The organism is Aequoribacter fuscus (assembly GCF_009910365.1).
Taxonomy (GTDB): Bacteria; Pseudomonadota; Gammaproteobacteria; order Pseudomonadales; family Halieaceae; genus Aequoribacter; species Aequoribacter fuscus.
The window spans coordinates 498,020-521,192 of sequence record NZ_CP036423.1; the positions used below are offsets into that span (position 1 = coordinate 498,020).

At 51.9% G+C, this 23,173-nt stretch carries 19 protein-coding genes and 1 tRNA gene; 14 read left to right on the plus strand and 6 right to left on the minus strand.

Annotated features, from left to right (window positions below; all coding sequences use genetic code 11):
• The 10 genes from tolR to EYZ66_RS02340 all read left to right on the plus strand — a co-directional run bounded on the left by tolR (position 1) and on the right by EYZ66_RS02340 (position 10,089).
• A complete protein-coding gene (gene tolR / locus EYZ66_RS02295) occupies positions 1-420 on the plus strand; it encodes a protein TolR (RefSeq protein ID WP_009574465.1) in 420 nt (139 codons plus the stop codon).
• Positions 417-1,169 (plus strand): cell envelope integrity protein TolA, encoded by a 753-nt coding sequence (tolA, locus tag EYZ66_RS02300; RefSeq protein ID WP_009574466.1) that lies wholly within the window; start codon positions 417-419, stop codon positions 1,167-1,169. The genes tolR and tolA overlap by 4 nt, the downstream gene beginning before the upstream one ends.
• Positions 1,169-2,470, plus strand: coding sequence for a Tol-Pal system beta propeller repeat protein TolB (tolB, locus tag EYZ66_RS02305; RefSeq protein WP_009574467.1), 1,302 nt, complete (start codon positions 1,169-1,171; stop codon positions 2,468-2,470). Before tolA ends, tolB begins: the two co-directional genes overlap by 1 nt.
• A 41-nt stretch (positions 2,471-2,511) precedes the next feature.
• Positions 2,512-3,060, plus strand: a complete 549-nt coding sequence (gene pal, locus EYZ66_RS02310) for a peptidoglycan-associated lipoprotein Pal (RefSeq protein WP_009574468.1) — start codon at positions 2,512-2,514, stop codon at positions 3,058-3,060.
• A 12-nt stretch (positions 3,061-3,072) separates the two neighbouring features.
• On the plus strand, positions 3,073-3,960 hold the full coding sequence (gene ybgF, locus EYZ66_RS02315; RefSeq protein WP_009574469.1) for a tol-pal system protein YbgF: 888 nt from the start codon (positions 3,073-3,075) through the stop codon (positions 3,958-3,960).
• A gap of 1 nt (position 3,961) precedes the next feature.
• Entirely contained in the window at positions 3,962-4,654 is a 693-nt protein-coding gene (gene queE / locus EYZ66_RS02320) for a 7-carboxy-7-deazaguanine synthase QueE (protein WP_009574470.1), read from the plus strand.
• The gene (gene queC / locus EYZ66_RS02325) at positions 4,638-5,333 is read left to right on the plus strand and encodes a 7-cyano-7-deazaguanine synthase QueC (protein WP_009574471.1); all 696 of its coding nucleotides are present in this window, start codon (positions 4,638-4,640) and stop codon (positions 5,331-5,333) included. Before queE ends, queC begins: the two co-directional genes overlap by 17 nt.
• A gap of 74 nt (positions 5,334-5,407) precedes the next feature.
• Positions 5,408-5,483 (plus strand) — tRNA-Lys (locus tag EYZ66_RS02330).
• A gap of 988 nt (positions 5,484-6,471) precedes the next feature.
• A complete protein-coding gene (locus EYZ66_RS02335) occupies positions 6,472-8,838 on the plus strand; it encodes a TonB-dependent receptor (RefSeq protein ID WP_009575582.1) in 2,367 nt (788 codons plus the stop codon).
• Positions 8,839-8,982: 144 nt separating this feature from the next.
• Positions 8,983-10,089, plus strand: a complete 1,107-nt coding sequence (locus tag EYZ66_RS02340; RefSeq protein ID WP_009575581.1) for a glutathione S-transferase family protein — start codon at positions 8,983-8,985, stop codon at positions 10,087-10,089.
• Positions 10,090-10,176: 87 nt separating this feature from the next.
• Here the strand turns inward: EYZ66_RS02340 and EYZ66_RS02345 are convergent, their stop codons facing one another.
• The 3 genes from EYZ66_RS02345 to EYZ66_RS02355 form a co-directional block, all read right to left on the minus strand.
• Positions 10,177-12,108, minus strand: a complete 1,932-nt coding sequence (locus tag EYZ66_RS02345) for an acyl-CoA synthetase (protein WP_009575580.1) — start codon at positions 12,106-12,108, stop codon at positions 10,177-10,179.
• Between the two features lie 178 nt (positions 12,109-12,286).
• Positions 12,287-13,189, minus strand: a complete 903-nt coding sequence (locus EYZ66_RS02350) for an ROK family protein (RefSeq protein WP_160195578.1) — start codon at positions 13,187-13,189, stop codon at positions 12,287-12,289.
• Positions 13,186-14,385, minus strand: coding sequence for an MFS transporter (locus tag EYZ66_RS02355; RefSeq protein ID WP_009575578.1), 1,200 nt, complete (start codon positions 14,383-14,385; stop codon positions 13,186-13,188). The genes EYZ66_RS02350 and EYZ66_RS02355 overlap by 4 nt, the downstream gene beginning before the upstream one ends.
• Positions 14,386-14,551: 166 nt before the next feature.
• Between EYZ66_RS02355 and EYZ66_RS02360 the strand changes: the two genes are divergently transcribed.
• Together EYZ66_RS02360 and EYZ66_RS02365 are read left to right on the plus strand one after the other, a co-directional pair.
• Positions 14,552-17,110, plus strand: a complete 2,559-nt coding sequence (locus tag EYZ66_RS02360) for a TonB-dependent receptor domain-containing protein (RefSeq protein ID WP_009575576.1) — start codon at positions 14,552-14,554, stop codon at positions 17,108-17,110.
• Positions 17,111-17,186: 76 nt separating this feature from the next.
• A complete protein-coding gene (locus tag EYZ66_RS02365) occupies positions 17,187-17,882 on the plus strand; it encodes a glycoside hydrolase family protein (RefSeq protein ID WP_160195579.1) in 696 nt (231 codons plus the stop codon).
• Between the two features lie 47 nt (positions 17,883-17,929).
• On the opposite strand, the gene EYZ66_RS02370 is transcribed toward EYZ66_RS02365, so the two are convergent.
• A protein-coding gene (locus tag EYZ66_RS02370) for an IS3 family transposase (RefSeq protein WP_160195580.1) occupies positions 17,930-19,005 on the minus strand; the annotation gives its coding sequence in 2 pieces (ribosomal slippage) (positions 17,930-18,756 and positions 18,756-19,005; 1,077 coding nt in all).
• Positions 19,006-19,092: 87 nt separating this feature from the next.
• On the opposite strand from EYZ66_RS02370, the gene EYZ66_RS02375 reads away from it, so the two are divergent.
• Positions 19,093-19,470, plus strand: coding sequence for a hypothetical protein (locus EYZ66_RS02375; RefSeq protein WP_160195581.1), 378 nt, complete (start codon positions 19,093-19,095; stop codon positions 19,468-19,470).
• 15 nt (positions 19,471-19,485) lie between these two features.
• Here the strand turns inward: EYZ66_RS02375 and EYZ66_RS02380 are convergent, their stop codons facing one another.
• Together EYZ66_RS02380 and EYZ66_RS02385 are read right to left on the minus strand one after the other, a co-directional pair.
• On the minus strand, positions 19,486-20,502 hold the full coding sequence (locus EYZ66_RS02380) for a LacI family DNA-binding transcriptional regulator (protein ID WP_009575574.1): 1,017 nt from the start codon (positions 20,500-20,502) through the stop codon (positions 19,486-19,488).
• 138 nt (positions 20,503-20,640) lie between these two features.
• Entirely contained in the window at positions 20,641-22,764 is a 2,124-nt protein-coding gene (locus EYZ66_RS02385; RefSeq protein WP_009575573.1) for a molybdopterin oxidoreductase family protein, read from the minus strand.
• Between the two features lie 148 nt (positions 22,765-22,912).
• On the opposite strand from EYZ66_RS02385, the gene EYZ66_RS02390 reads away from it, so the two are divergent.
• Positions 22,913-23,152: a YdcH family protein gene (locus EYZ66_RS02390; protein WP_040816507.1), complete on the plus strand. Its 240-nt coding sequence runs from the start codon at positions 22,913-22,915 to the stop codon at positions 23,150-23,152.
• The last annotated feature ends 21 nt before the right edge of the window (positions 23,153-23,173 follow it).

Genomic DNA, 23,173 nt, shown 5'->3' on the forward strand with positions numbered 1-23,173 from the left:
ATGGCAGGGCGCAAGCGCTTACGACCAGTCGCTGAAATTAACGTTGTGCCGTATATCGACGTCATGCTGGTGTTGCTTATTATTTTTATGGTGACAGCACCACTGTTGATGCAAGGCGTCGAGGTCGAATTGCCCAAGGCCGAAGCCCAAGCTGTTGATAGCGATGACAGTGAGCCGTTGATCGCCTCGATAAAAGCCAACGGCGAGTTGTATCTTAACGTGGGCGGCGATGAGTCCGCAGCGATCACAATGGAAACCCTTCAGCGTCGAGTCGGCGCTGTGCTCCGCGCGAATCCCAATAAACCTGTTCTAGTATGGGGTGATCAAGCCGTGCCCTACGGTCAAGTTGTCAACTTGATGGTGGCTTTGCAGGCCTCCGGCGCAGCCAATGTTGGCTTGGTGACGGAGTCTCCAGAGTGATACGGCTCTGGTATGCCTTAGTCGACGGCCTAGTGCCGGTCACCGTTACGGTTGTGATTCATGGCTTGGGTCTGCTGATGTTGCTCATTAACTGGAATTCGGTCATTCCTGAGTACTACGAAACCACGAAGCCCACCCAAGTGATTAGCGCCAAGCTGGTGGACGTAGCCTCCATTCCTAAGTCTAAGCCCAAACGCTCGATTACCGATGTCATTCCTAATCGACCATCGACTCAGGAATTAAACCAGCAGTCGCAGCAAATCAATACCAAGCCTATTGATACCAAAGTCAGTGCAGCCACCCCCGTGATACCTAAAGAGACGGTTGCGCCGGGTGCACAGCCTAAAACCCCTAATCCCGCTCAGCGCTTTACCGCGGAAGAGCTCGCTAGGTTGACTAAAACCAACATTGATCAGAGTTTGGCGGCCGAGGGCGATTCGTCGGAACAAGACCTTACTGCCAGCTATACGGCCTTGATCCGTCAAACGGTCGTGAATTACTGGTCTCGCCCCCCGAGTGCTCGCAACGGCATGCAAACCGTTTTACAGTTGCAGTTGATACCCACTGGGGACATCGTGGGGGTGACGGTGGTGCAAAGTAGCGGCGATGCGGCATTTGATCGTTCGGCGGTGAATGCGGTAGAAAAGGCTGCTCGGTTCCCTGAGTTGCAGAAGCTCCCACCTCGGGAATTCGAGAAGACGTTCCGACGTTTTAAGTTATTGTTCAAACCAGAGGACTTGCGATACTAATGAAGGCGTTTTTTTTGTCAGTGGTTGTTTCAGTCGCCACGTTCTTGAGTCCGGTCGCGCGCGCTGAGTTGGTCATCGAAATCACCCAAGGTATCGACAACCCCACGGTGATCGCAATATCGCCATTTGCTTGGGAGGGGCCCGGTGTCGCCCCAGAGGACGTGGCTTTCGTGATTCAAAACGACCTGTACCGCAGCGGTCAATTCGCCCCCGTGGCACGGGAAAATATGCTGGGTACGCCCTCTCGTGATGAGGACATCTTTTTTCGCGATTGGCGCATGGTGAACGCACAGTATCTGTTAATTGGTCGGTTGAGCGGCGAACAAACCCTGACCGCGGACTTTGCGTTGTACGACGTCAATAAGCAAACCTTGGTGATTCAAGGCAGCGAACAAGCCGTTAGAGGCGAAGTGCGAACGCTGGCGCATCGTATTGCGGATCGAGTTTATACCGCTCTGACCGGTATACCCGGCGCCTTTGCAACGAAATTGTTGTACGTCGCGGTGACTCCTATTCCCGGCGAGAAAGACTATTACGAACTGACGTTAGCGGATTCTGATGGGGCGCGCCCGCGAGTCTTGCTCGCTTCGCGTGAGCCGATCTTGGCGCCGACGTGGTCTCCCGATGCCACCGAAATTGCTTACGTATCGTTTGAAACGTCGCGCCCAGCGATTTTTCGGCAGAATCTTCAAACCGGTGCTCGCGAGCAGCTCACTGCGTTTAGGGGACTCAATGGCTCACCCAGTTGGTCACCTGACGGTAAGCGCATGGCAATGGTGTTGTCGAAAGATGGTAACCCCGATATCTACGTGCTTGATCTAGAAACCTATGCTCTAGAGCGCATTACTCGGCATTACGATATCGATACCGAACCTACCTGGATGCCCGACGGTAAGTCATTGCTGTTCACCTCTGACCGCCCGGGTCGGCCTCAAATTTATCGCTACGATTTTGTCACCGGATTGACCGACCGCGTGACGTACGAGGGCAGTTACAACGCCCGTGCCCGCGTTGCTCAAGACGGTCGCAATGTGGTGTTAGTACACCAGCAGGACGGCGACTATAAAATCGCCGTATTAGATTTAGAAACACGTCGCTTAACGGCGCTAACTTCTACAGATTTAGATGAGAGTCCGAGTATCGCACCCAATGGGTCTATGGTACTCTATGCAACGAAACAAGCGGGGCGAGGCATCTTAGCCGCAGTCTCGGTAGACGGTGGCGCGCGATTTAATCTTCCAGCGCGTGATGGCGAGGTTCGAGAGCCCTCGTGGTCACCGTACCTGCCAAAGACACCCTGATTGATACGGATTAACAAACCCTTCGTGAAAAGGAAAATCGCATGAAACAGCTTCCTCAATTTCGCCAGTTAGTCACCGTCGCTTTTTTAAGCGTATTTCTAGCCGCTTGCGCTGGAAACGACACAAAAGAGCAAGAGGCAGCGGCAGCGCAAGCAGCAGCTGAAGCCGCAGCACAAGCGGAGGCCGATGCGGCAGCAGCGCAAGCGGCTAAAGAGCGCGCTGAAGCGCAGGTTGCGGCGGAACTTCGCCGTTTGCAAGATGATGCCCGTATGGCCGGCAGTGTTGTTTATTTTGAGTTCGATAGCTCGACCCTAACTGATACAGGACGAGCAGTTCTAGATAAGCACGTAGCGTTACTGAAAAACACCGGTGCATCAGTGCGCCTCGAAGGCCACACTGACGAGCGTGGCACTCGCGAGTACAACATGGCATTGGGTGAGCGCCGTGCGAACGCAGTGCGCGACTACATGATGGTCAAAGGCATCCCCGGCTACCGTTTAGAGAGCATCAGCTTCGGTGAAGAGAAGCCCGTGTCGTACGGCTCAAGTGAAGTGAGCTGGTCACAAAACCGTCGCGTCGAGATCAAGTAAGCGGCGTTAAAAATGCAAAAAGCACTCGGAGCGTTAAGCGCGTTATTCTTAAGTGTTAGCGTTTTGGCTCAGGATTTTATTGATCTTGAGTCGGAACGCGCTCGCCCCAGTACCTCACCACTGGTATCGGAAGCGCAGCCCGACGGGGAGGACGTCGTTCGTCCCATCGCTGTGCCCCAAGGGTCAGTCAGCTATGGCCTCAATGGCCAGATCGCAACCACTAAGCCAAGTGTATTGGTACAGGATAACGCGACCAACGCGGCCTCAGATCCAGGATCTTTGTTCGTTCAGGTTCAACGTTTGGCCGACGAAGTCCGTCGTTTAAACGGCGTGGTGGAAGAGCAGGCCTATCAGATAAAAACCCTGCAGCAACAAAGTCTTGAACGCTACATGGATATCGATCGGCGACTTGCTGGCGGCGCCGTCAGCACAACGGCCCCAGCGCAATCCAATGCAGTGATGCAAGAGGCTGTCTCAGCGCCCGTCACAGCATCCGATTCTGCTACCCCACCGGCTGATGCGAAAGAAGAACCCGCCTACCTAGCCGCGCGCCAGTTGGTGTACGACCGCAAGTTTGATGATGCTGTCGCCTCATTTAATGAGTTTTTGTTGGACTACCCAGATGGCGCGTATGCTCCCAACGCACACTACTGGCTCGGTGAATTGTATTTGGTGCTTGAACAGCCAAATTTGGAGCTGTCGCGCCAAGCCTTTCAGTTATTGCTAGATCTGTACCCGCAGCACAATAAGGTGCCTGATGCGAGCTTTAAACTGGCTACGGTATATTTCGCGAAAGGCAATGCCGAGCGCGCCAAGACGATGCTTGAAGCGGTTATAGCGACTTACCCGAAACAGCCCGTGGCCGAACTTGCCAAAAAGTTTTTGGCTGACAAATACTAAAATGAATCACGCATCAACGTCGGGCGTGAAACAGGCGAGCGCGCCCCGAAATCAGACCTTACGCATCAGCGAGATTTTTTATAGCCTTCAGGGCGAGACTCGTACTTTAGGGTTACCTACCGTCTTTATCCGTCTAACGGGTTGTCCGCTACGCTGTGTTTATTGCGATACCGAGTATGCCTTCCATGGCGGTACACAAATTGCGTTAGGCGATATTCTGGAACAAGCTGCGGCGTTTAATACGCGTTTCGTGACGGTCACGGGGGGTGAGCCTTTGGCTCAACCCAATTGCTGGCCTTTGCTGCAAATGCTCTGTGATGAAGGTTATGAAGTCTCTCTGGAGACTTCGGGCGCTTTGTCGGTCGCAGACGTTGATGCGCGCGTGGTTAAGGTTTTAGATCTAAAGACGCCGGGCTCTGGCGAGTCTCACAGGAATGACTACGAGAATATTGCGCTGTTAAACCTGCACGATCAGGTCAAGTTCGTGATTACCGATCGTGAAGACTACGACTGGGCTCGATTTAAAGTAGACGAATTGGGTTTGGTAGGGCGAGTATCAGACATACTGTTCTCTCCGGTGCACGGTAAGTTAACACCCACGCAGTTGGCCGACTGGATTTTGGCCGATCGACTCCCTGTGCGTTTTCAGTTACAACTACATAAGTTACTTTGGAATGATGAACCAGGACGCTAATGCCTTACCCAAAGCCGTGATACTGGTCTCGGGAGGCTTAGACTCGGCTACCGTGCTGGCCATGGCGCATGCTCAAGGTTTTGAGTGCTATACACTGAGTTTCGACTACGGGCAGCGGCACCGTGCAGAACTCATTGCGGCGGAACGTATTTCGGCAGGTTACCCTGATGTGACTCACAAAGTGGTGACTTTGAACTTGGATTCGATCGGCGGATCCGCATTAACGGATACTGCTATCGCGGTACCAGAGTCGCCAACCGAGGGTATTCCTATTACTTATGTGCCAGCGCGCAATACGATCTTCTTGTCGATTGCGTTAGGCTGGGCTGAAGTCCTTGGCGCGCTCGATATTTTTATTGGCGTAAACGCTGTGGATTATTCAGGTTATCCCGATTGTCGGCCTGAATTCATTTCGGCTTACGAATCACTGGCGAATGTTGCGACGAAGGCGGGTGTTGAGGGCAATCATTTGCGGATTCAGGCGCCTTTGTCGAATTTATCTAAGGCAGAGATTATTCAGCAGGGTAGCCAGCTAGGCGTTGACTACAGCGCCACGGTCTCGTGCTATCAAGCCGATAATCAAGGCCGCGCGTGTGGATTGTGCGACAGTTGTCGTTTGCGTAAAGAGGGCTTTGAGTCCGCCGGCGTTGCCGATCCAACACGTTACAAGTTGGCATAAATCCTTTTAGTCGTTTTTTCTTTACTTTGGGGCTTGAGTTTTTCGCGTAAACCAGTAAAATTCGCGCCTCCTCCGGGCCGTTAGCTCAGCTGGTAGAGCAGTTGGCTTTTAACCAATTGGTCGCTGGTTCGAATCCAGCACGGCCCACCAAACAAATAAAGGCTCGTCGTTAGACGGGCCTTTTTTGTTTGTGGTTAGCCGGTCTGAGATGAGAACCACTTCGACAAACCGCGCTTAAGCGGTTTGGACGCGGGAGCGCAGCGACGGCGCCCCATTGGGGTGAGAGGCTGACGCGAGTCAGGCTCGAATCCATCCAGCACGGCCCACCAAACAAATAAAGGCTCGTCGTTAGACGGGCCTTTTTTATTTGTGGTTAGCCGGTCTGAGATGAGAACCACTTCGACAAACCGCGCTTAAGCGGTTTGGACGCGGGAGCGCAGCGACGGCGCCCCATTGGGGTGAGAGGCTGACGCGAGTCAGGCTCGAATCCATCCAGCACGGCCCACCAAACAAATGAAGGCTCGTCGTCAGACGGGCCTTTTTTGTTTGTGGCTAGCCGGTCTGAGATGAGAACCACTTCGACAAACCGCGCTTAAGCGGTTTGGACGCGGGAGCGCAGCGACGGCGCCCCATTGGGGTGAGAGGCTGACGCGAGTCAGGCTCGAATCCATCCAGCACGGCCCACCAAACAAATAAAGGCTCGTCGTTAGACGGGCCTTTTTTGTTTGTGGTTAGCCGGTCTGAGATGAGAACCACTTCGACAAACCGCGCTTAAGCGGTTTGTATACCGGACACATGGGTAACACTTTTTTCTCAAAAGGATTAAGTGATTGCTCTAACCGCATCTGCTTCTTTTGAAAGAATTCTGCGTTATCGGCTGCGGCCGCGAGGGGCTCGTCACGCATCAAGGGCGTGATTAACCCGCAGCACAGTGTGCACGCTGAGTCGTGTAAATCGGTGAATATGTCACACGCTTTCTCGCTATGATCCGAATGGACGATGTACAAAAGTGCCGACCTCCGCTACGTTGAACGCTCTGTCACACAGACGGGTGCATCGCCGAAAGGTAGTCTAGTAAATAGAGCGCCGAAGAGACGGCGTTTATTTCATAAAAAAAATGAGAGGAGCCAGATTGACCATGAACATCAATCGCAACCTAGTTAAAGTTATGTGCTTAGCCGTGGGCGCTGCTACCGGCGGCATGGTAAGCGCGCAAGAGGGCCAGCGAGTCGCTTTGGAAGAAGTGATCGTAACGGCGCAGAAACGTGAAGAAAATCTTCAAGATATTCCTCTGTCGATTTCGGCAATTGGCGCCGAAGAGCTCGATAGTCGCTCCATTGAAAGCCTCGGAGACCTTAACGCTGTTGTCCCTAACGTCATGATTCGGCAGAATCCAGGGGCCCGTTTGATCTCCACGACTGCGATCCGAGGTAGCGGGCAAGGTCAGCCAGCAATCTGGATCGATGCGCCTGTAGGTATTTACCTTAATGGTATTTATCTAGGTAAAACCCAAGGCTCTGTCTTCGATGTTGTCGACATTGAGCGTGTTGAGGTGTTGCGCGGACCTCAAGGCACACTCTTTGGTCGTAATACCGAGGGTGGCGCCATCAACTTTGTAACTCGCAGACCCTCAGGTGAGATGAGTGGTTCAGCGCGTATTGAGCTGGGTAACTACGATCGTCAAGTTGCTCGTTTGCAAATGGATCTCCCTAAGATGGGTGATACCTCTATCAGCTTTGGTCTGCGCAGAGAGCAAGCGGATGGATGGGCTACTAACATGAGTGGGCCGGATTTGGGCTCTACAGATAATCAGGCTTTCCGAACCTCGGTCTTATGGGAGCCCTCAGACAAATTGACCCTACTGTATGACTTCGACTACACGCATACGGATCAGACGCCAATACCAACGAGCTTATTCGCTGCTGACGGATGGCGTGGTGGTTTTCCAGCAATCTTTGGACCTTATCTAGGTGGTTTAATCGAAGCGGGTATTACGCCTTACATTACAACATCTCGCCCTAAGACGGTCAGTACCAATGTAGCGAATGGTCAAGCCGAAGTTTACGAATACAATAGAGGCCGCTCTCATTCGTTAACGCTCGAGTACGATTTGACAGACCAAGATCAGTTAAAGTACATCGGCTCTAATAGAACGATGAATTTTGAAGACTCTCAGGATATTGATGGTACTAATCTAGTGACGATCAACGCTCCTTTCGTTAATGCCCAGAACGCATGGGGTATGTCCGCGAGCTACAATCGTAAAACTGATTACGAGCAAATGTCGCATGAGTTACAGTGGATCGCATCTCGTGATACTGTGAATTGGGTTGCTGGTGTCTATTATTTCGAAGATGAAGGCGAGACGAACGGAAGCCAAGAATTCACCTTGTTCGGTCTTCCTCCGCAGCAGTCAAATTATGCAGCGGATACGGAAGCCTGGGCGGTCTACGGTCAAATGGACTTCGCGATCAATGAGTCATTGACAGCGACCTTTGGTGCTCGATACACAGAAGAAGAACGTACTGGCTGGACACATCGATACATGACTGCAGGTTTTGGTGGGGCGTTCGTGATGGACACTCCTGGAATCCCTGGTTTAGCTTTGTTGCCATACACCACATATAGCGACACATTTGATGATATGAGTCCAATGTTTGCTTTGTCATATCAAATGTCAGAGAACGCAACGCTGTATGCGCGTATGGCTAAAGGGTTCAAGAGCGGTGGTTTCAGTTCTGAAGTTGCCGATGCGAGCGTTGTAAATCCTTTTCAGCCTCAAACTTCATTATCAAAAGAAGTTGGCTTTAAGTCAGAACTGATGGATGGCCGAGCGCGTTTGAACGTCGCACTGTTCCAAAACTCGATTGATGATCAGCACATTACGCAGTTGTTACCAGGTACAACACAGTCACTGGTGACCAACGCGGGTGAGTCAACCTACCAAGGTTTTGAGGTTGAATTTGCGATTCAGCTGACAGAGGACTGGAGGTTGTCAGGTAACTATGGTTACTTAGACGCGTCTTATGACAAGTACCCCGATTCACCAATTGTGTTCACCAACGGTGTGCCCGCAACTGATTCAACGGCCCCGCTGATTGATACAGCCTCTAACCGCTTGCCAGGCTATGCTCCTGAGTCTACCTATTCGCTACAGTTAAACGGAACCCTGGCGCGCTTGAGCATTGGTGAAGTTAACTTAATGATTGATTACAGCTACACAGATGATATGTATCTTTACTCGGTTAACAAGAGTTTAACTGCGCCTAACGCGGGTGGTTCATACAGTGTTGCGACAAACAGCATTCCTTCGATAGAAAACTTGAATGCTCGCTTGTCTCTCAATGACGTTGCCGCTGGAAACGGTACCATGGACTTTTCGTTCTTCGTTCGCAATGCCATGGACGAGGACAAGATGATTCAAGGCATCGACTTCGGTATGTTCCGCACGGCCAACTGGCAAGAGCCACGCACTTACGTGTTCTCAGCGACTTACAACTGGTAAGCGCTAGAACTGATAATCAAGGCGGGGTTGCTACCCCGCCTTTTTTTTACCTTCCGAAAGCCATCTGGCAAGCAATCGCTTCAAAGCTACAGGGCGTTCATGCCATGATGTGGCCTATAAAGATAACAGGCGAGACGGGTTGTTGTGACAGAGCCAGACGTATTAGATGTCTACGGACTTAAAGTATCCTACTTTAGTGGCAAGCTGGAATCGTTTTTACGCTACAAAGGCATTCCGTATCGATTTCATGCGATGACGGCGAAGCAATTTATGCACACTATTCCCGAGGCCACGGGTGCTATGCAAATGCCAGCGGTGCAGCTTAACGATGGTCGTTGGTTGACTGATACCACCCCGATGATTGAGTGGCTCGATGAGCGCTACCCCAAACATACGATTTATCCCAGTGATCCTGTTCAGAAATTCATAGGCTGCTTGATCGAAGATTACGCCGATGAATGGTTGTGGCGTCCCGCCATGCATTTTCGGTGGAGTTATCCCTTAAGCGCGAAGTTGCTGGTGCAGCAAATCACTGATGATATGGGGCGGGATATCCCAGCGCCAGGCTGGTTGAAGCGTTGGCGAACTCGTCGACGGCAATTTCAGAACTTTGTGAAAAATGACGGGGTTAACGCCACCAGCCGAGCACACATAGAAGGTTCGTACTTGCGGTTGCTGCAGGCCCTGCGAACGGCCTTGGCTAATAAGCCTTTTTTGTTGGGGCAGCGGCCGACGATTGCTGATATCGGTCTCATGGGTCCCTGTTTACGTCATTTTGCGATGGACCCAACCCCTGGTGCGATTATGCGCGAGGAGTATCCAGACGTGATGGCTTGGGTTTATCGTGTTTGGGCTGCACGTGCTGATCGCTGTGAAGGGCCGCTCGACTCGGGTGTTCCTGTTGATCTGGATCCTCTTTTAATTGAAATCGCTGAGACTCATATCCCGGCGCTCATCGCGAATGCACAGGCCTGGCAGCAAGACCAAGAGCTGCATAACTTTACCGTGCAGGCTACATTGTACAAGAACATCCGCACCTCTCCATATCGCGTATGGTGTCTGGAACGCTTACAAGAGCGATTAAAAGGGCTTGACGCTGTCGACCGCAAGCGATTGGATCAGCGTTTGAACAGTATCCCTATCATTTCTGGTTTAGAGTATTTGGGCTCTGTTCAAAGTGGTTACGACCCAGAGCACCGGGCACCTTTTATTCGAAAGTCTTGGCCCGTATTCAATAAGATTCGCGGCTAGTCGCTTGTGTAAAGTCATCTGTATAGGCGGCGAGAGCGCTCGACAGGATGGGCGCTGGCTGGGCTAATCATGCCAGCGCCCGCGCGATTAGTCGGATGACTGTAGCCTTGTTTTAAAGGTGTACAGAGCCAAGGTTTCCTCGAGCATCTGATGCTTGTCACTGGGCAGCGTGATGTGCGCGACAATTCCCAGTTTGTTGTCTTGTTCTACCACGACAGCGTTAAGGTCAATACCTAGCTGCGTAGCTTCATTGCGCACCACATACTCAATTTCTCGCATCACCAAGGCGGGCTTGAAGGTCTTACCAACCGCCGTTAGTGGCAGTGCATCGATAATAATAACGTCCTTAGGTATCGCTGCGCGCTCTGACAATCGCGCGGTGAGGTCGGTCAGCAGTTCTTCCGCGGATACGGTGGCGCCCTCGCTTACTTGGACATAGGCAACGGGAACTTCGCCTGCGTGTTTGTCTGGGCGGCCTACGGCAGCTGAAAGGGCAACGGCAGGGTGCGCGGCTAATGCTTCTTCAATCATTTTAGGATCGATGTTGTGACCGCCCCGAATGATCAGCTCTTTTTTACGTCCGGTTAGCCAGATGTAGCCGTCGGCATCAATGCGTCCAAGGTCACCGGTGTTGAGCCAGGTCTCGGGGTCGTCGGGAATAGTGACCCAAGCACCTGTGTTTTGCGCCTCGTCCAAGTAACCGGCAAATTTGTTCGGCCCTTTTAAAATAATGACGCCAATTTCATCGGTGTTTGCATCGCGCACATAGGCACCACGATCATCCAAGACGGCTGTTTTGAGTTGTTCCCACGGGATTCGAATGCCAATGGACCCCACCCGTTGCTCGCCATCGGCGGGGCAGATCGAGGCCACCGTTGTGCTTTCGGTCAAGCCATAGCCCTCTAACACCTTCATACCGGTGGCGGCTTCAAATTTATTCAGTAGCTCGACGGGCATGGGTGCCGCGCCACAAATCGCGTACATTAAAGACGATAAATCGTGGCTCTGCGTAGAGGCCTGCAGCAAGCCAGCAAATGCTGTGGGCACGCCCGAGAATGAAGCGACCTGATGATGCGCACAAATAGCCCAGAAATTTTCCATGAGTCCCGGTGTTCTATAACCTGCCGGCGGTGCCAGAAGCGAATGCGCGCCACAAGCGAATACGGCAAGCCCTGTTCCAAGTTGTGCATTGACATGAAACAAAGGCAGGCACGTAAACAGCGTCTTGCCAGGTTGCATCAATTTGGGCGCCATCGCGGCTAACTGCAGGACATTGGCGGTTTCGTTGCGGTGGGTGTGCCGGGCGATTTTAGGTAATCCCGTGGTGCCGCCTGTGCAGAAATAAGAGGCAATGTCTTGCGCTTGAGGAGGCTCAAAGTCTAGCGCTTGGCCCGATTCTTTGGCGAGTTCTTGGTGGAAATCCAAAACGGGCAAGCCTGCGATTGAGTCGGGAAGCCCAGCGCTGCGTTCTACTCTTGCGGTACCCTGCGGTGCACCGGGTAGGTGACGCAGTGGGTCGATGGCCAAAACACCTTTTGGTTTGGTGCTGGCGTTGCTCCAGAGTGACAAAGCTTCCTCGACCCGATCCCAAATTTCTGGATTAGGTGTTGGTGCTAAAGTCACAATCCACTGTGTTTTGGCGTTCTCTAACAGTTGACGCATTGAGTCGCCTTCTAACAGGCTATTGACTGCGAACACGATGCCCGCGGTTTCACCTCCCCAAATACACAGGTGCGTTTCGGGTAGGTTGGGCAGGACATAGGCAATGACGTCACCTCGACCTATGCCCAAACGGCGAAAGCAGTTAGCCGCGCGCGTGATGTCTTGCAACCATTCGCTGTAAGTCCATGTGGAGGGCGTAGCGTAAGTATCGGCGCTGATAAAAAACGACAAGGCGGTGTTGTTTGGATTAAGCGCGGCACCATCGGCAATCATTTGGTAGGTCGATGTTAAATGCTCGAAGGGGTTTGGGTTTTGTCGCTCAAGTGCCTCGATAGACGCTAGATCCGTAATACTCATTGTTGCCTCTGCAGTGCTTGCTTATGGAATGCGCAGCGTATCGGCTGCTTTGCAATCTGAATGTAGAGTGTAACGGAAATAGCCTCGGGCGTGGAAATGATAAGCCTGAACCGTAAGACTTGAGCTCAGTGGTATCCTTAAAGTCGGCTATGGTTTAGCCGACAGACGATGCAATACGCTAGACGGATGCCGCTTGTAAAGCCTGCTCAGCCAGGAGATAAGCACCCGAGATCCCCGATAAGATGTCTAGACTGGGTGACTGAATCACCGTGCTTAACTCGTCGACATGATGGAACCGGCCGAGATATCCACCCAATTGCTCGAAAGCGCTAAGGCGCACGCGGTTCAGCAAGCCATCGGTCAGCGAGACGCCACCCCCAAGGACAATGTAATTGGGCGCATAGGTCAGTAGTAAATTGGCGGCAAAGCTACCCAAGTAGTAGCCGATAATATCGTGCGAGTGATGAGCGCTGCCAAGCGCACTCAAGTCTTTACCCCAACGATCAATAATCGATGGGCCGCAGGCGAGTCCCTCAAGACACGCACCGTGTATCGGGCAGTGCCCCGCATAGTTATCGTCGGGGTGATGCGGGAGTCGAATATGGCCCATTTCTGGATGATGCACACCATTACTCACTTGTCCGTTATCGACTACGCCCGCACCAATACCCGTGCCCACAGTAATGTAGATTAAGCGCCCATTATCTTGAGGTAGCAGTGATTTGGCTTCGGCTAATGCTGCTGCGTTAACATCAGATTCGATCTTTAGGGGGACATTAAACTGGGAAAACGTACTTAACAGGTCGGCACCCGTCCAATGTGGCTTGGGTGTTTTTCCGATCACGCCGTAGTCGCTGTCATTTGGGTTGATCCCGATGGGGCCAAAGCTGCCAATACCGATGGCTTGGATAGCGCCTTGCTGCTTGATTTGCTCGGCAATGAAGTCGACCGCTGCACCCATTGTAACTTTCGGATGCTCGGTCGGGATTCGGGTTTGTGCGGCTGTCTCTGGGCTGGAGCCAACGCTGACCAGCCATTTGGTGCCGCCAGCTTCTATCGCTGCGAAAATAGCTTGGCTCATAAATTTGCCTGCCCTTCAGCCAGCCGACTTTGTGTCGGGTCCAGCCACCAATTGACGAAGCTTAGGGCAAACAAAGTCACTGCACAGACTGCCGTGAACACAAAGCCATAAAACACTTGCCCAAACATATCACCCAGAATGCCCATCACCATGGGGCCAAGTGCTGCCGCCACCGCGGTAAAAAATAAGATAACACCGGCAATTGCGCCATGTTGGGCAGGCCTGAAACAAGAAATCCCTTTCGAATTGATTGTTGGGTAAAGCACCGACATAAACAACCCTGAGATAGGTAATAAGACTGCGGCGGCGTTGACACCGAATATCATTGCTCCGACATAACACAGCGCTACGGCACCGCTGAACAACATAAGAACTGTTTGCCAAGCAAACCTGTGTAAGATGTAAGCACCAACAAAACGGCCTAAAGCACGGCATACGAAAAATATAGACAGTGCGTAGGTTGCGAGCATTGGGACACTGCCATCGTAGTCCAGCAAATAGGTCGGCATCCACACGTAAATAGCGGCTTCCGCTACGACGTACAGTGCAATCGCCAAACTAAATCCGAGTGCGTATGGGTCTTTCAGCATGGCAAGTGTGTCGCTTAACGAAGTCTTGTCCTGCTCTGTGGACGTCGTTGGAGGGTAGGGTGTTCTCGCGGCAATCACAGCCAAAGTCAACGCAAAACCGCCGGCAATGACGTATAAGTAAATCCAAGAGACCTCTTGGTTGAGTAAATAGCTGACGATGGCGGGGCCAATGATGGCACCTACCGCAAAAAAACCTTCTGCCATATTCATGGTTCGGGTGTGCTCGACGTTTGACCGTGATACATCCCCCATTAGACCGATGGCTGCCGTCTTAAAAATACCTATGGCTAAGCCCGATAGTGTGACTAACACCAGAAAGTGTGTGAAAGACGACCCGATCACGAAGGCAAAGCAGCATGCAGCGAACAAACCAAGCCCAAGTATAATGATCGCTTTTCGTCCAAATCGATCAGACAAAAAACCCAAACCGATACCGCTAACGGCAATAGCGATCATGGTGCCGTAGTGGAATGCGCTGGCCTGAGTGAGCGATAAATCGAAGGTTTTAATGATGACAGGGATGATTACGCCCACGGCGTCTGTCGTCATGGCGAAAATAAAAAACATCAGATACGTCAGTAGTCTGATAGAGCGGTTCGTATCCATGACTGCGTTCCTATTATTTTTCGAGTTTGTATCGTATCACGAAAAAAAAAGATTGCAATCGGTTGCAAAATAAGTTGCAATCGGTTGTAACGCTGCTTTGTTGTAGTAGTAGCTGTGGTTTAAATCGCGAATAAGCGAAAATAACAAGACGAAAAAGGAGGACGCCATGCGTCAATACACAACAGTGGTAACCCGTAAATCCCCACTCAGTGCAGCTGTTGCAGCTACGCTGATGTTACTGTCTAGCAACACCTACTCGCAGGAGCTTGAGGAAGTCATCGTCACTGGTGTGGCGAGAGAAGGCGTTTCTAAATTAGAAGCGAGTGTCTCCGTGAGCTCGTTAAATTCTTACGATATTGAAAAGCTATCGCCTCGATCAGTCGCTGAATTGTTCCGTGCCTTACCTGGTATACGCTCTGAAAGTTCAGGCGGTAATGGTAATGCCAATATCACGGTTCGCGGCATTCCACTCGCGACAGGTGGATCTAAGTACATGCAGTTACATGAAGACGGTTTGCCTGTTCTAGAATTTGGCGACATGAACTTTGCCAACACGGACAACTTCATTCGCTCGGACTGGAGCGTTGGTCGAGTTGAGTCGATTCGCGGTGGTTCGGCGTCGACTGTAGCGTCGAACTCTCCTGGCGGTATCATCAACATGATTAGCAAAAAAGGTGGCGATGACGCTGGCGCCGTCGGTATTACCATCGGTGCTGACTACGATGAGTTTCGTACCGATTTTGAGTACGGCGGTAGTTTGGCGAGCGACATCACTTATCATGTTGCAGGTTTTTTCCGCGATGGTGAGGGTGTTCGTGAAACGGGCTTTAATGGTGATAACGGTGGCCAGATTAAATTTAATATCACCAAAGAGCTAAAAGACGGCTATTTGCGTTTTTATGGGAAACAGTTAGACGATAAAGTCACAACGTATTTGCCATCGCCTGTGCTGGTCAAATCTAATGGCTCGTTCGGTGCAGTTCCTGGATACGATGCAAGTTCGCAAACGCTCCACTCGGTACAGACCAATAACATTGTCACTTACGACCCCTATGGCAACCCGAAATCTCGCGCCGTCTCTGATGGTATTGAGTCTAAGGTTTCAGCCTTCGGATTCGAGTTTGATAAAGACCTGGGCAACGGCTGGACTGTAAACAACAAGTTCCGGAATTCTAGTGTTGAAGGTGGTTTCATCTCTCCCTTCACCGACGGTTTTGCCGGCGGTACGTCAACCATTGCCGCTAAAGGTGCGGCTCTATGTGCTGACGCAAGCGTCGGAGGTGTGTCCATTGACTGTTCGGGTGGCGTTGCAGCCTTCGTCGACGGTCAGGTCGCTGACCCAAATCAGCTAGCATTCACGAACTTACTGTTCGACACCACATTTGATGACGTGGGCTTATTGGTTAACGATTTAAGCTTTAGCAAAGATTTTGATCGCTTTAGCGTGAATGCCGGTTATTACTATTCGAAGCAGAACATTGATATTACTTGGAATAGCTGGCACACCCGCATGCAGACTTTGGCCGGCAAGGGTAGCCAGAATATCACTTACGTAGCCCTGGGTGCGGGCATTGACGCGGATGGAAACTCGGTCGATGTCATGCTAGCCGACAATGGCGCCTTGACTCAAAGTTTCCTATCTTGGGACTGGGATCTCGAGTACGTGACAACGGCTCCATACATCAACGTGGCTTTCGAGGTGAATGATCGCTTAAACATCGAGGCAGGTGTTCGTCGTGATGAGACCAAAGCAAGTGGTCGTCGTTTAGACGGATGCTGTGGTGGTAATTCGAGTGTTGATCTTAACGGCAATGGCTCGGTAGGCTCTTATGAAGTGGTTGGCGGTGTGATAACTCGCTTGGATTCAGATGCGCTGTTAGAGAACGCTGGTGCAGTGTCTGCTGGGTTCATTACGGGCGGCGTCCGTCAGCTGAATGACAATGCAGCTGCGGTCACTCGCGTTAATTACACTGCTGACAATACCTCTTACACCTTTGGTGCAACCTACATGTTGAATGATGATGCATCGATCTTCGTGCGCTACTCCGACGGCGGTCGTGCCGTGGCTGATCGTTTGACTCAGGTCGCAGGTTCATTGCAGGCCAATGGCGCTTTAACGTCAACAACGGATGGTTACGACAACGTCGAACAGCTTGAAGTGGGCTATAAGCATCAAGCCGAGGATTGGGCGTTTTATGCAACCTTGTTCGACACCATGGTTGAAGAGACCAATGCGGAGATTACCAGTGGTTTGACCTTTGTTCGCGAGTACGAGGCAACCGGTTTGGAACTCGAGGGCGACTACGATTTTGGTAATGGTTTTCGCATCAACGGTAACCTGACATGGATCGACGCCGAAATCGCAAAAGATGCCACCAATGCGTCGGTAGTGGGTAATACACCGCGTCGTCAGGCTGACATGATCTACACCATTTCGCCTGAATACTCGTTTGGTAACGGCCTGATCGGTGCCTCGGTGGTCGGTTCATCAGACTTCTATCTTCAAGATAGCAATCAGCTGAAGCAAGACGCGTATCAGTTAGTCCACGTATACGCTAACTACCAGCTGTCTGATGCTTTAACCGTAAGCTTAAATGTAAACAACATAACCGATGAGTTTGTTATTACGGAATCGGAAGAGAGTGCTGCGGCAGCCGGTGATTTTGTTCGAGCACGTCCTTTAAGTGGTCGGTCAACATCTATCAGTGTTCGTTACGATTTCTGATCGAGGTCGGGGCAGCACCTAGCTGCCCCACTTTCTTTGAACGAAATTTTTTGAAACATTCGCACAAAGGTTCAGCATGACCTCTTCGCACATTAAATTAGCTGACTGTTACTTGTGGGACGCGTGGTCCTTCATCGAGCCGGGCACATGGCATTTGTACTGTTTGGGCCTGCACAAGTATGACTCGACAGGCTCCTTGATAAACCCCGATCATCGCAACGATCACCAGTTTCACATTCATCATTTTGAGTCGTCTGACAACGGTCAGCATTGGGCGGATTGCGGAGTCTTTCAGCAGGCGGGCATCTGCGCCAATGGTGCCGATTCGGGCAACGTATGGAGTGGTGATTCACACAGAACCGCTGGGGGCGATTATTGGTTTGCCGCCACGGGAATACGGGCGATTGATGCCGAGCGTCCGTTTGTTCAATCCTTGATGCTGGGGAAATCGAGCACGCCTCAGATATTTGATGGCGTGATGACGCCGGTATTGATGGCGGATGAACATCACGATCAGCTCACGGAGAAAGGCTACTTTCTGGCCGGCCAAGACGCCTTAGGTCATCGTGATGGCGAGCTCGGGGGTTCGATTCTGGCGCTACGAGATCCCTACATTGTTGATTTGCACGATTCAGGTGAGGGAAAAGTCGTTGATGTGGTGTTCGCAGCGAAGGCGACCAACGGCACTCCGGCAATGGGGCACATCCGTGTAAGCTTAGCCGGTGATGTCCCCGAGTTAATCGAGATATGCCACCCCATTGCCTTGCCCTGACCTTTCCCCAGAGTTAGCACCACAGCTCTGATGAGATTGTCCAAAAGTTACGCCGCCTGTTTTGCGAATGCAACAGGTGGCAAATAATCCAGAGAACTGTGTGGTCGAACGTGGTTGTAGTGGTGCCGCCACTGATCGATCTCCACTCTAGCTTCCTCCATTGACCGGAACCAGTGGCGGTTTAAACACTCGTTCCTAAACTTTCCATTCAAGCTTTCCACGAAAGCATTCTGCGTTGGTTTTCCCGGCTGTATGAAGCCAAGCTTTACTCCGGCCTCTTGGCTCCAGAAAAACATGGCCTTACTGGTAAATTCCGTGCCGTTGTCGCAAACAATCGTTTTTGGTTGTTCCCGGCTTTCAATTAACTGACCAAGGAAGCGAGCGACTTGCCGACCACTAATCGACACAGAAACCAGTTGCCCAACCATCTCTCGCGAATAATCATCGACGATATTCAGTACACGAAAGCGCCGCCCGTTACTCAGCTGATCCGACACAAAATCCATCGACCAGCGTTGATTAACACCCAGAGGCACTTCCATTGGCTGGCGAGGCCGCTGGAGCTTCTTCCTCTTCTTAGTGCGCACCTGCAGGCCTTCCTCTGTGTAAATCCGGTAAGTACGTTTCCTGTTAACAACCAACCCCTCTGCCTTGAGCAACCCGTGCAGCAATAAATATCCATAGGCGGATTGATCAACGGCCAATTCCTTTAACCTCGCTCTCAGGGCTCCGTCGTTACTTGGTCTGGCCTGATAACGGTAGGCCGTTCGGCTAATGCCCGCCAACCGGCAGGCCGCTCGTTCACTGATGCGGTGTTCTGCGATCATGTGTTTGGCTGCCTGCTTGCGACTAGCAGGCTTCACCACTTTTTTGATAGCACATCCTTCATTGCTTCAACTTCAAGGAGCTTGTCGGCTAATAGTCTCTTGAGCTTATTGTTCTCGCTCTCAAGCTCCCGTAACCGCTTGGCTTCGCTGACTTCCATACCGGCGAACTTGCTACGCCAGTTATAGAAGGTGCCATTTGATATACCCAGGTTGCGACAGATGTCTTCAACCTTGGCCCCCGCCTCATGCTCTTTGATGGCTTTGATGATTTGTTCGTCGCTGTATCGCTTCTTCATACTGAGATCTCCATCCCGTTAGGTTAACTGGAAATCTCATCGAGGTCATGGTTCTAAAATCGGGAGAAAGGTCAGCCCGATGCTGACTTGTTCACGCAATTTGAAGTGCCAAAAGTCATTTTTGACGCGGAGGCGCAGCGTTATTTGCTCCTGGGCTCAACGGCAGATCGCGTTGATGAATCGCAACCAGAGGAAGAGGTCAATCGTTATCTGCGGCTTTACTACGCCAATGATTTGCGAGGGCCTTGGAATCCTGCAACGCTGGAGGGTAGCGAACTGCTCGGAGCGGGTTGTCGCTTTGGTGCTACGATTCTTGAATACAATTCAGATGCGCAGCAGCTGGTCTGTCTGGCGCCGCTCACCACCATGGACGAGAGCGGTGGCTTGTTCTTTGATTATTCCTTTGCTATCGATGTAGGAAAACTGGGGCAACAAGAACGCTTAGCCATCCAAATTCTTACTTGAGTTTCGGGGGCCCTATCAGGCTGATTCGCGTATTATCAATTCAGGCTCGAGTTCAATACAGCTCGGGCCTTTTCCGTCTAATACCTTCAATAAATTGTCGACCAGCAATTCAGCGCCGGCTGAGCGATCTTGCCGTATCGTGGTCAGCGTCGGGTGATAAATCGCAGCGGCGGGAATATCGTCATACCCAATCACCGCGACATCACGGGGTATATCCACTCCGACGCTTTGCAGGGCCGACATGACTTTAAATGCTTGCATGTCGCTGGCGGCAATGACTGCATCGTATTCATCGCGGCGATTGACGAGTTGCTCTAAACTTTTCTCGCCCGTGTTGCGATCCATTAGCGAACCAAAGACCAACTCCGAGCTGATACTCAATTGATGCTCGGCAAGACCTTGTTGCACTCCGGCAAAGCGGCTCGCAATTTCTGGGTGATCTTGATAACCCACGAATGCGATGTTCTTTCGTCCGGTCTCGGCAATATGCTCACCGGCCAATCTTCCACCTTGTAGATTATTCGATCCGGCCAGTGCATAAGCCTGCCCGCCTTCCACAGGGGCACCCCAAACCGAAAGAACATCGAATTGTTCGGCGAGCTCATTCAACTGTGTGTGAATTGAACCCTGTCCAATAACAATAACGCCGTCTGCTTGACGGTTGCGGATAAAGGTTTCTATCCATTCGGCCTGCTGTGGACGAGTGCGTGTCAGCAGCAGCTGGTGCCCGCGTTGATCAAGTGCCTCGGCTATCGCTGCGGTAATCTCTAGAAAGAAAGGGTCAGAGATGCTCCATTCCACATCGTCCGCTGCGGCGATAATGACGGCAATGGTCAGGGTTTGTTTGGTTCGGAAGTTACGTGCGGCGGAGTTAAATCGGTAGTTCTTTTCCTTTGCGATTTTGCGAACCAGCGCCTTAGTTTTATTGTTGACCAAGGGCGAGTCTGCCAGGGCTCTAGAGACGGTCGACTTTGATACCCCAGCTAAGGCAGCGATGTCGGCCATTTGAAGGTCGCGATTTGATTTGCTCATGTTTTATTCGAAATGCCAGATCCGTGCAGTGTAACTCATGTGCAATCGGTTGTGTGCTTTCTTGAGCTTTGATTGACCAGAATTGGAAGTGGGCCGCGGGCAGGCGGCGCTGATCGCCGCTTGCTCGTGGGTTGGATCTCAGGCTGCTGCGACGGTCACCGGCACGCCATTGACGGCTGCATTACCGCTTAACTCGTCGATGTATTCATGATCGGTAATGTCGTTGCAGCTCACCCCTTTGTTGGCGACGGCGATGTCCATTTGAATGCCCTGTCTGTCGTGGCCGTAACCGTGCGGTAGGCTGACGACGCCGGGCATGACCTGGTCGGTAATCTCAAGCGGAGCGTGAATTACCCCTACGCGTGAGTGAATGCTGACTTCGGTTCCATCCTCCAACCCCTTTGCCTTGGCATCGTCAGGGTGCATCATCAATGTACAGCGATTCTTGCCTTTTACCAGACGATGGTAGTTGTGCATCCAAGAGTTGCAATCGCGGACATGGCGCCGGCCAATCAGGCGAAACTCATCCTTCGAGCTCGTATCGTCGGCAAACTCAGCTAGCAACCGCGGTAGATCCGCCAAGGGCTCGGGGGTAGCGCACTGTATGCGTTTGTCTTTGGTCTGGAGGCGCTCGGGTAGCAGCGGCTTTAACTCACCCAAATCGATACCAGAAGGATGGTCGATAAGTGACTGTAAGCTGAGGTTATGCTCGGTGTTTTCACCATAAGGTCCCCCTTTGATACCGGCATCGATAATCTTGTGGGGTGGAATACGTTTTGGTGGTTCGAGCCCTAAGCGCTGCGCCACGCGTTCACCCAGGCCGACAAAGATTTCCCAGTCGTGCAGTGCACCCTCTGGCTTTTCGAATACCGGTGGGTTGTAGCGCGTGGTGTTACGCAGGGCATTCACATGAAATCCCAAGTCGTAGTGGTCGTGTTCCAAGGGCGACGTCGGTGGCAAGATGATATCCGCATGCCGAGTTGTTTCGTTGAGGTAGGGGTCTAGTGACACCATGAAGTCGAGTTGTTCTAGCGCGTCGTCCAATTGGCGACCATTAGGTGTTGACAACACCGGGTTGCCAGCGCCCGTGAACAAGACTCTAATTTGCCCTTCGCCGGGGGTGGTGATTTCTTCGGCGAGCGCCGCTGATGGCAGTTCGCGGTCAAATTCGGGCAAGCCACGCTTGCGTGAATGGTGACGCGCAAAACCCCCAGGGCCTGTATTGCGCACCTGATCGACGGCCGGCAGAGTGAACATCGACCCGCCCACTCGATCAATATTGCCGGTGATGATGTTGATGATTTGTATAGCCCATTGATTCAAAGCGCCATAGCGTTGCACGGATACCCCCATGCGCCCGTAACAGATCGCCTTTTCGGCTTTGGCAAAATCGTGGGCGATGCGTGTAATCGTTGCTGCACTGATTCCTGTGTGTTGGGCGGCCAGTTCAGGCGTGAAAGCTCGCACAGCCTCCGCGACAAGTTCTACGCCATCGGTGAACGGTGCCAGTTGGTCAAGATCTGCCAAACCGTCCTGGAAGATGACGTTCATTACCGCGAGGATAAACAGGGCGTCGGTGCCAGGTTTGATAAAATGATGCTCGCTGGCCATTTCAGCCGTTTCGGTGCGTCGTGGGTCGAGTACTACCAGCTTGCCGCCCCGAGCTTTCAGATCTTTGATGCGCTGTTTGATATCGGGCACGGTCCAAATACTGCCGTTGGAGGCCACAGGGTTACCGCCTAGCATGAGGAAATAATCAGAGCGGTCAATGTCCGGAATAGGGAACATAAGTTTGTGGCCAAAGAGCCACATAGAGGTCAGGTGATGAGGCAGCTGGTCGACGGACGTTGCGGAGAAGCGATTTTTGGTGCGCAGCAATTTGAACAGTGCACCTTGGTGCGTCATCATGCCGTAATTATGGATCGACGGGTTGCCCAAATAGACGCCGATGCTGTCGACCCCGTAGCGTTCGACCGAATCGGCCAAGGCGTTGGCGGCGGTATCAAGTGCCTCATCCCAAGAGATAGGCTCGTGACGGAGAGAGCCATCTGCTTGTTTGACCTTTTTCATGGGCTGGCGCAAACGATCCGGGTCTTGATGAATATCTTGCAGGGCAACGGCTTTGGGGCAGATGTGCCCGCGGCTTAAGGGGTCGTTTTTGTCGCCTTTGATCGACAAAATCTCAGTGCCATCGGTTTCGATGATAAGGCCGCAAATGGCTTCGCACAGATGACAGGCGCGATGATGTACTTGTGTCGCCATGGTTTTCTCCTTGTTATTTGAGCTTAGTGTGCGGTGAACACATGCAAAGCTCAAGTGTTCTGTCGCAAATTAGGGTTTAGCACGTGCGGGGCTTGTCTGCTTCGAAAAGGGCGGGTAATGTAAGCCCAACAAAGCCAGCGAGATCGTCATGCCTTTCGGTCGCAAGCCTCCAGATATTAGTAACGCCGCAAATCAGGAATTAACGCCTGCCATGCGTTTGTTAGAGCTGCAGCACAAGCACCGCGTTATGGACGCCAAAATTACCGAGTTACAGCTAAACCCCTACCAGAATCAAATTTTGCTGCAGCGCCTAAAGAAAGAGAAGTTGCGTCTCAAAGACGCGATAGAGCGCCTTAAAGATGATCTTATACCCGACCTAGACGCGTAAGTATTGCACTAGGCCAATGGA

What these genes read in the sequence shown, in the direction of transcription:
- tolR (WP_009574465.1), top strand. Translation starts at nt 1, where the DNA reads ATGGCAGGGCGCAAGCGCTTACGACCAGTCGCTGAAATTAACGTTGTG.
- tolB (WP_009574467.1), top strand. Translation starts at nt 1,169, where the DNA reads ATGAAGGCGTTTTTTTTGTCAGTGGTTGTTTCAGTCGCCACGTTCTTG.
- pal (WP_009574468.1), top strand. Translation starts at nt 2,512, where the DNA reads ATGAAACAGCTTCCTCAATTTCGCCAGTTAGTCACCGTCGCTTTTTTA.
- ybgF (WP_009574469.1), top strand. Translation starts at nt 3,073, where the DNA reads ATGCAAAAAGCACTCGGAGCGTTAAGCGCGTTATTCTTAAGTGTTAGC.
- queE (WP_009574470.1), top strand. Translation starts at nt 3,962, where the DNA reads ATGAATCACGCATCAACGTCGGGCGTGAAACAGGCGAGCGCGCCCCGA.
- queC (WP_009574471.1), top strand. Translation starts at nt 4,638, where the DNA reads ATGAACCAGGACGCTAATGCCTTACCCAAAGCCGTGATACTGGTCTCG.
- EYZ66_RS02335 (WP_009575582.1), top strand. Translation starts at nt 6,472, where the DNA reads ATGAACATCAATCGCAACCTAGTTAAAGTTATGTGCTTAGCCGTGGGC.
- EYZ66_RS02345 (WP_009575580.1), bottom strand. Translation starts at nt 12,108, where the DNA reads ATGAGTATTACGGATCTAGCGTCTATCGAGGCACTTGAGCGACAAAAC.
- EYZ66_RS02350 (WP_160195578.1), bottom strand. Translation starts at nt 13,189, where the DNA reads ATGAGCCAAGCTATTTTCGCAGCGATAGAAGCTGGCGGCACCAAATGG.
- EYZ66_RS02355 (WP_009575578.1), bottom strand. Translation starts at nt 14,385, where the DNA reads ATGGATACGAACCGCTCTATCAGACTACTGACGTATCTGATGTTTTTT.
- EYZ66_RS02360 (WP_009575576.1), top strand. Translation starts at nt 14,552, where the DNA reads ATGCGTCAATACACAACAGTGGTAACCCGTAAATCCCCACTCAGTGCA.
- EYZ66_RS02365 (WP_160195579.1), top strand. Translation starts at nt 17,187, where the DNA reads ATGACCTCTTCGCACATTAAATTAGCTGACTGTTACTTGTGGGACGCG.
- EYZ66_RS02380 (WP_009575574.1), bottom strand. Translation starts at nt 20,502, where the DNA reads ATGAGCAAATCAAATCGCGACCTTCAAATGGCCGACATCGCTGCCTTA.
- EYZ66_RS02385 (WP_009575573.1), bottom strand. Translation starts at nt 22,764, where the DNA reads ATGGCGACACAAGTACATCATCGCGCCTGTCATCTGTGCGAAGCCATT.
- EYZ66_RS02390 (WP_040816507.1), top strand. Translation starts at nt 22,913, where the DNA reads ATGCCTTTCGGTCGCAAGCCTCCAGATATTAGTAACGCCGCAAATCAG.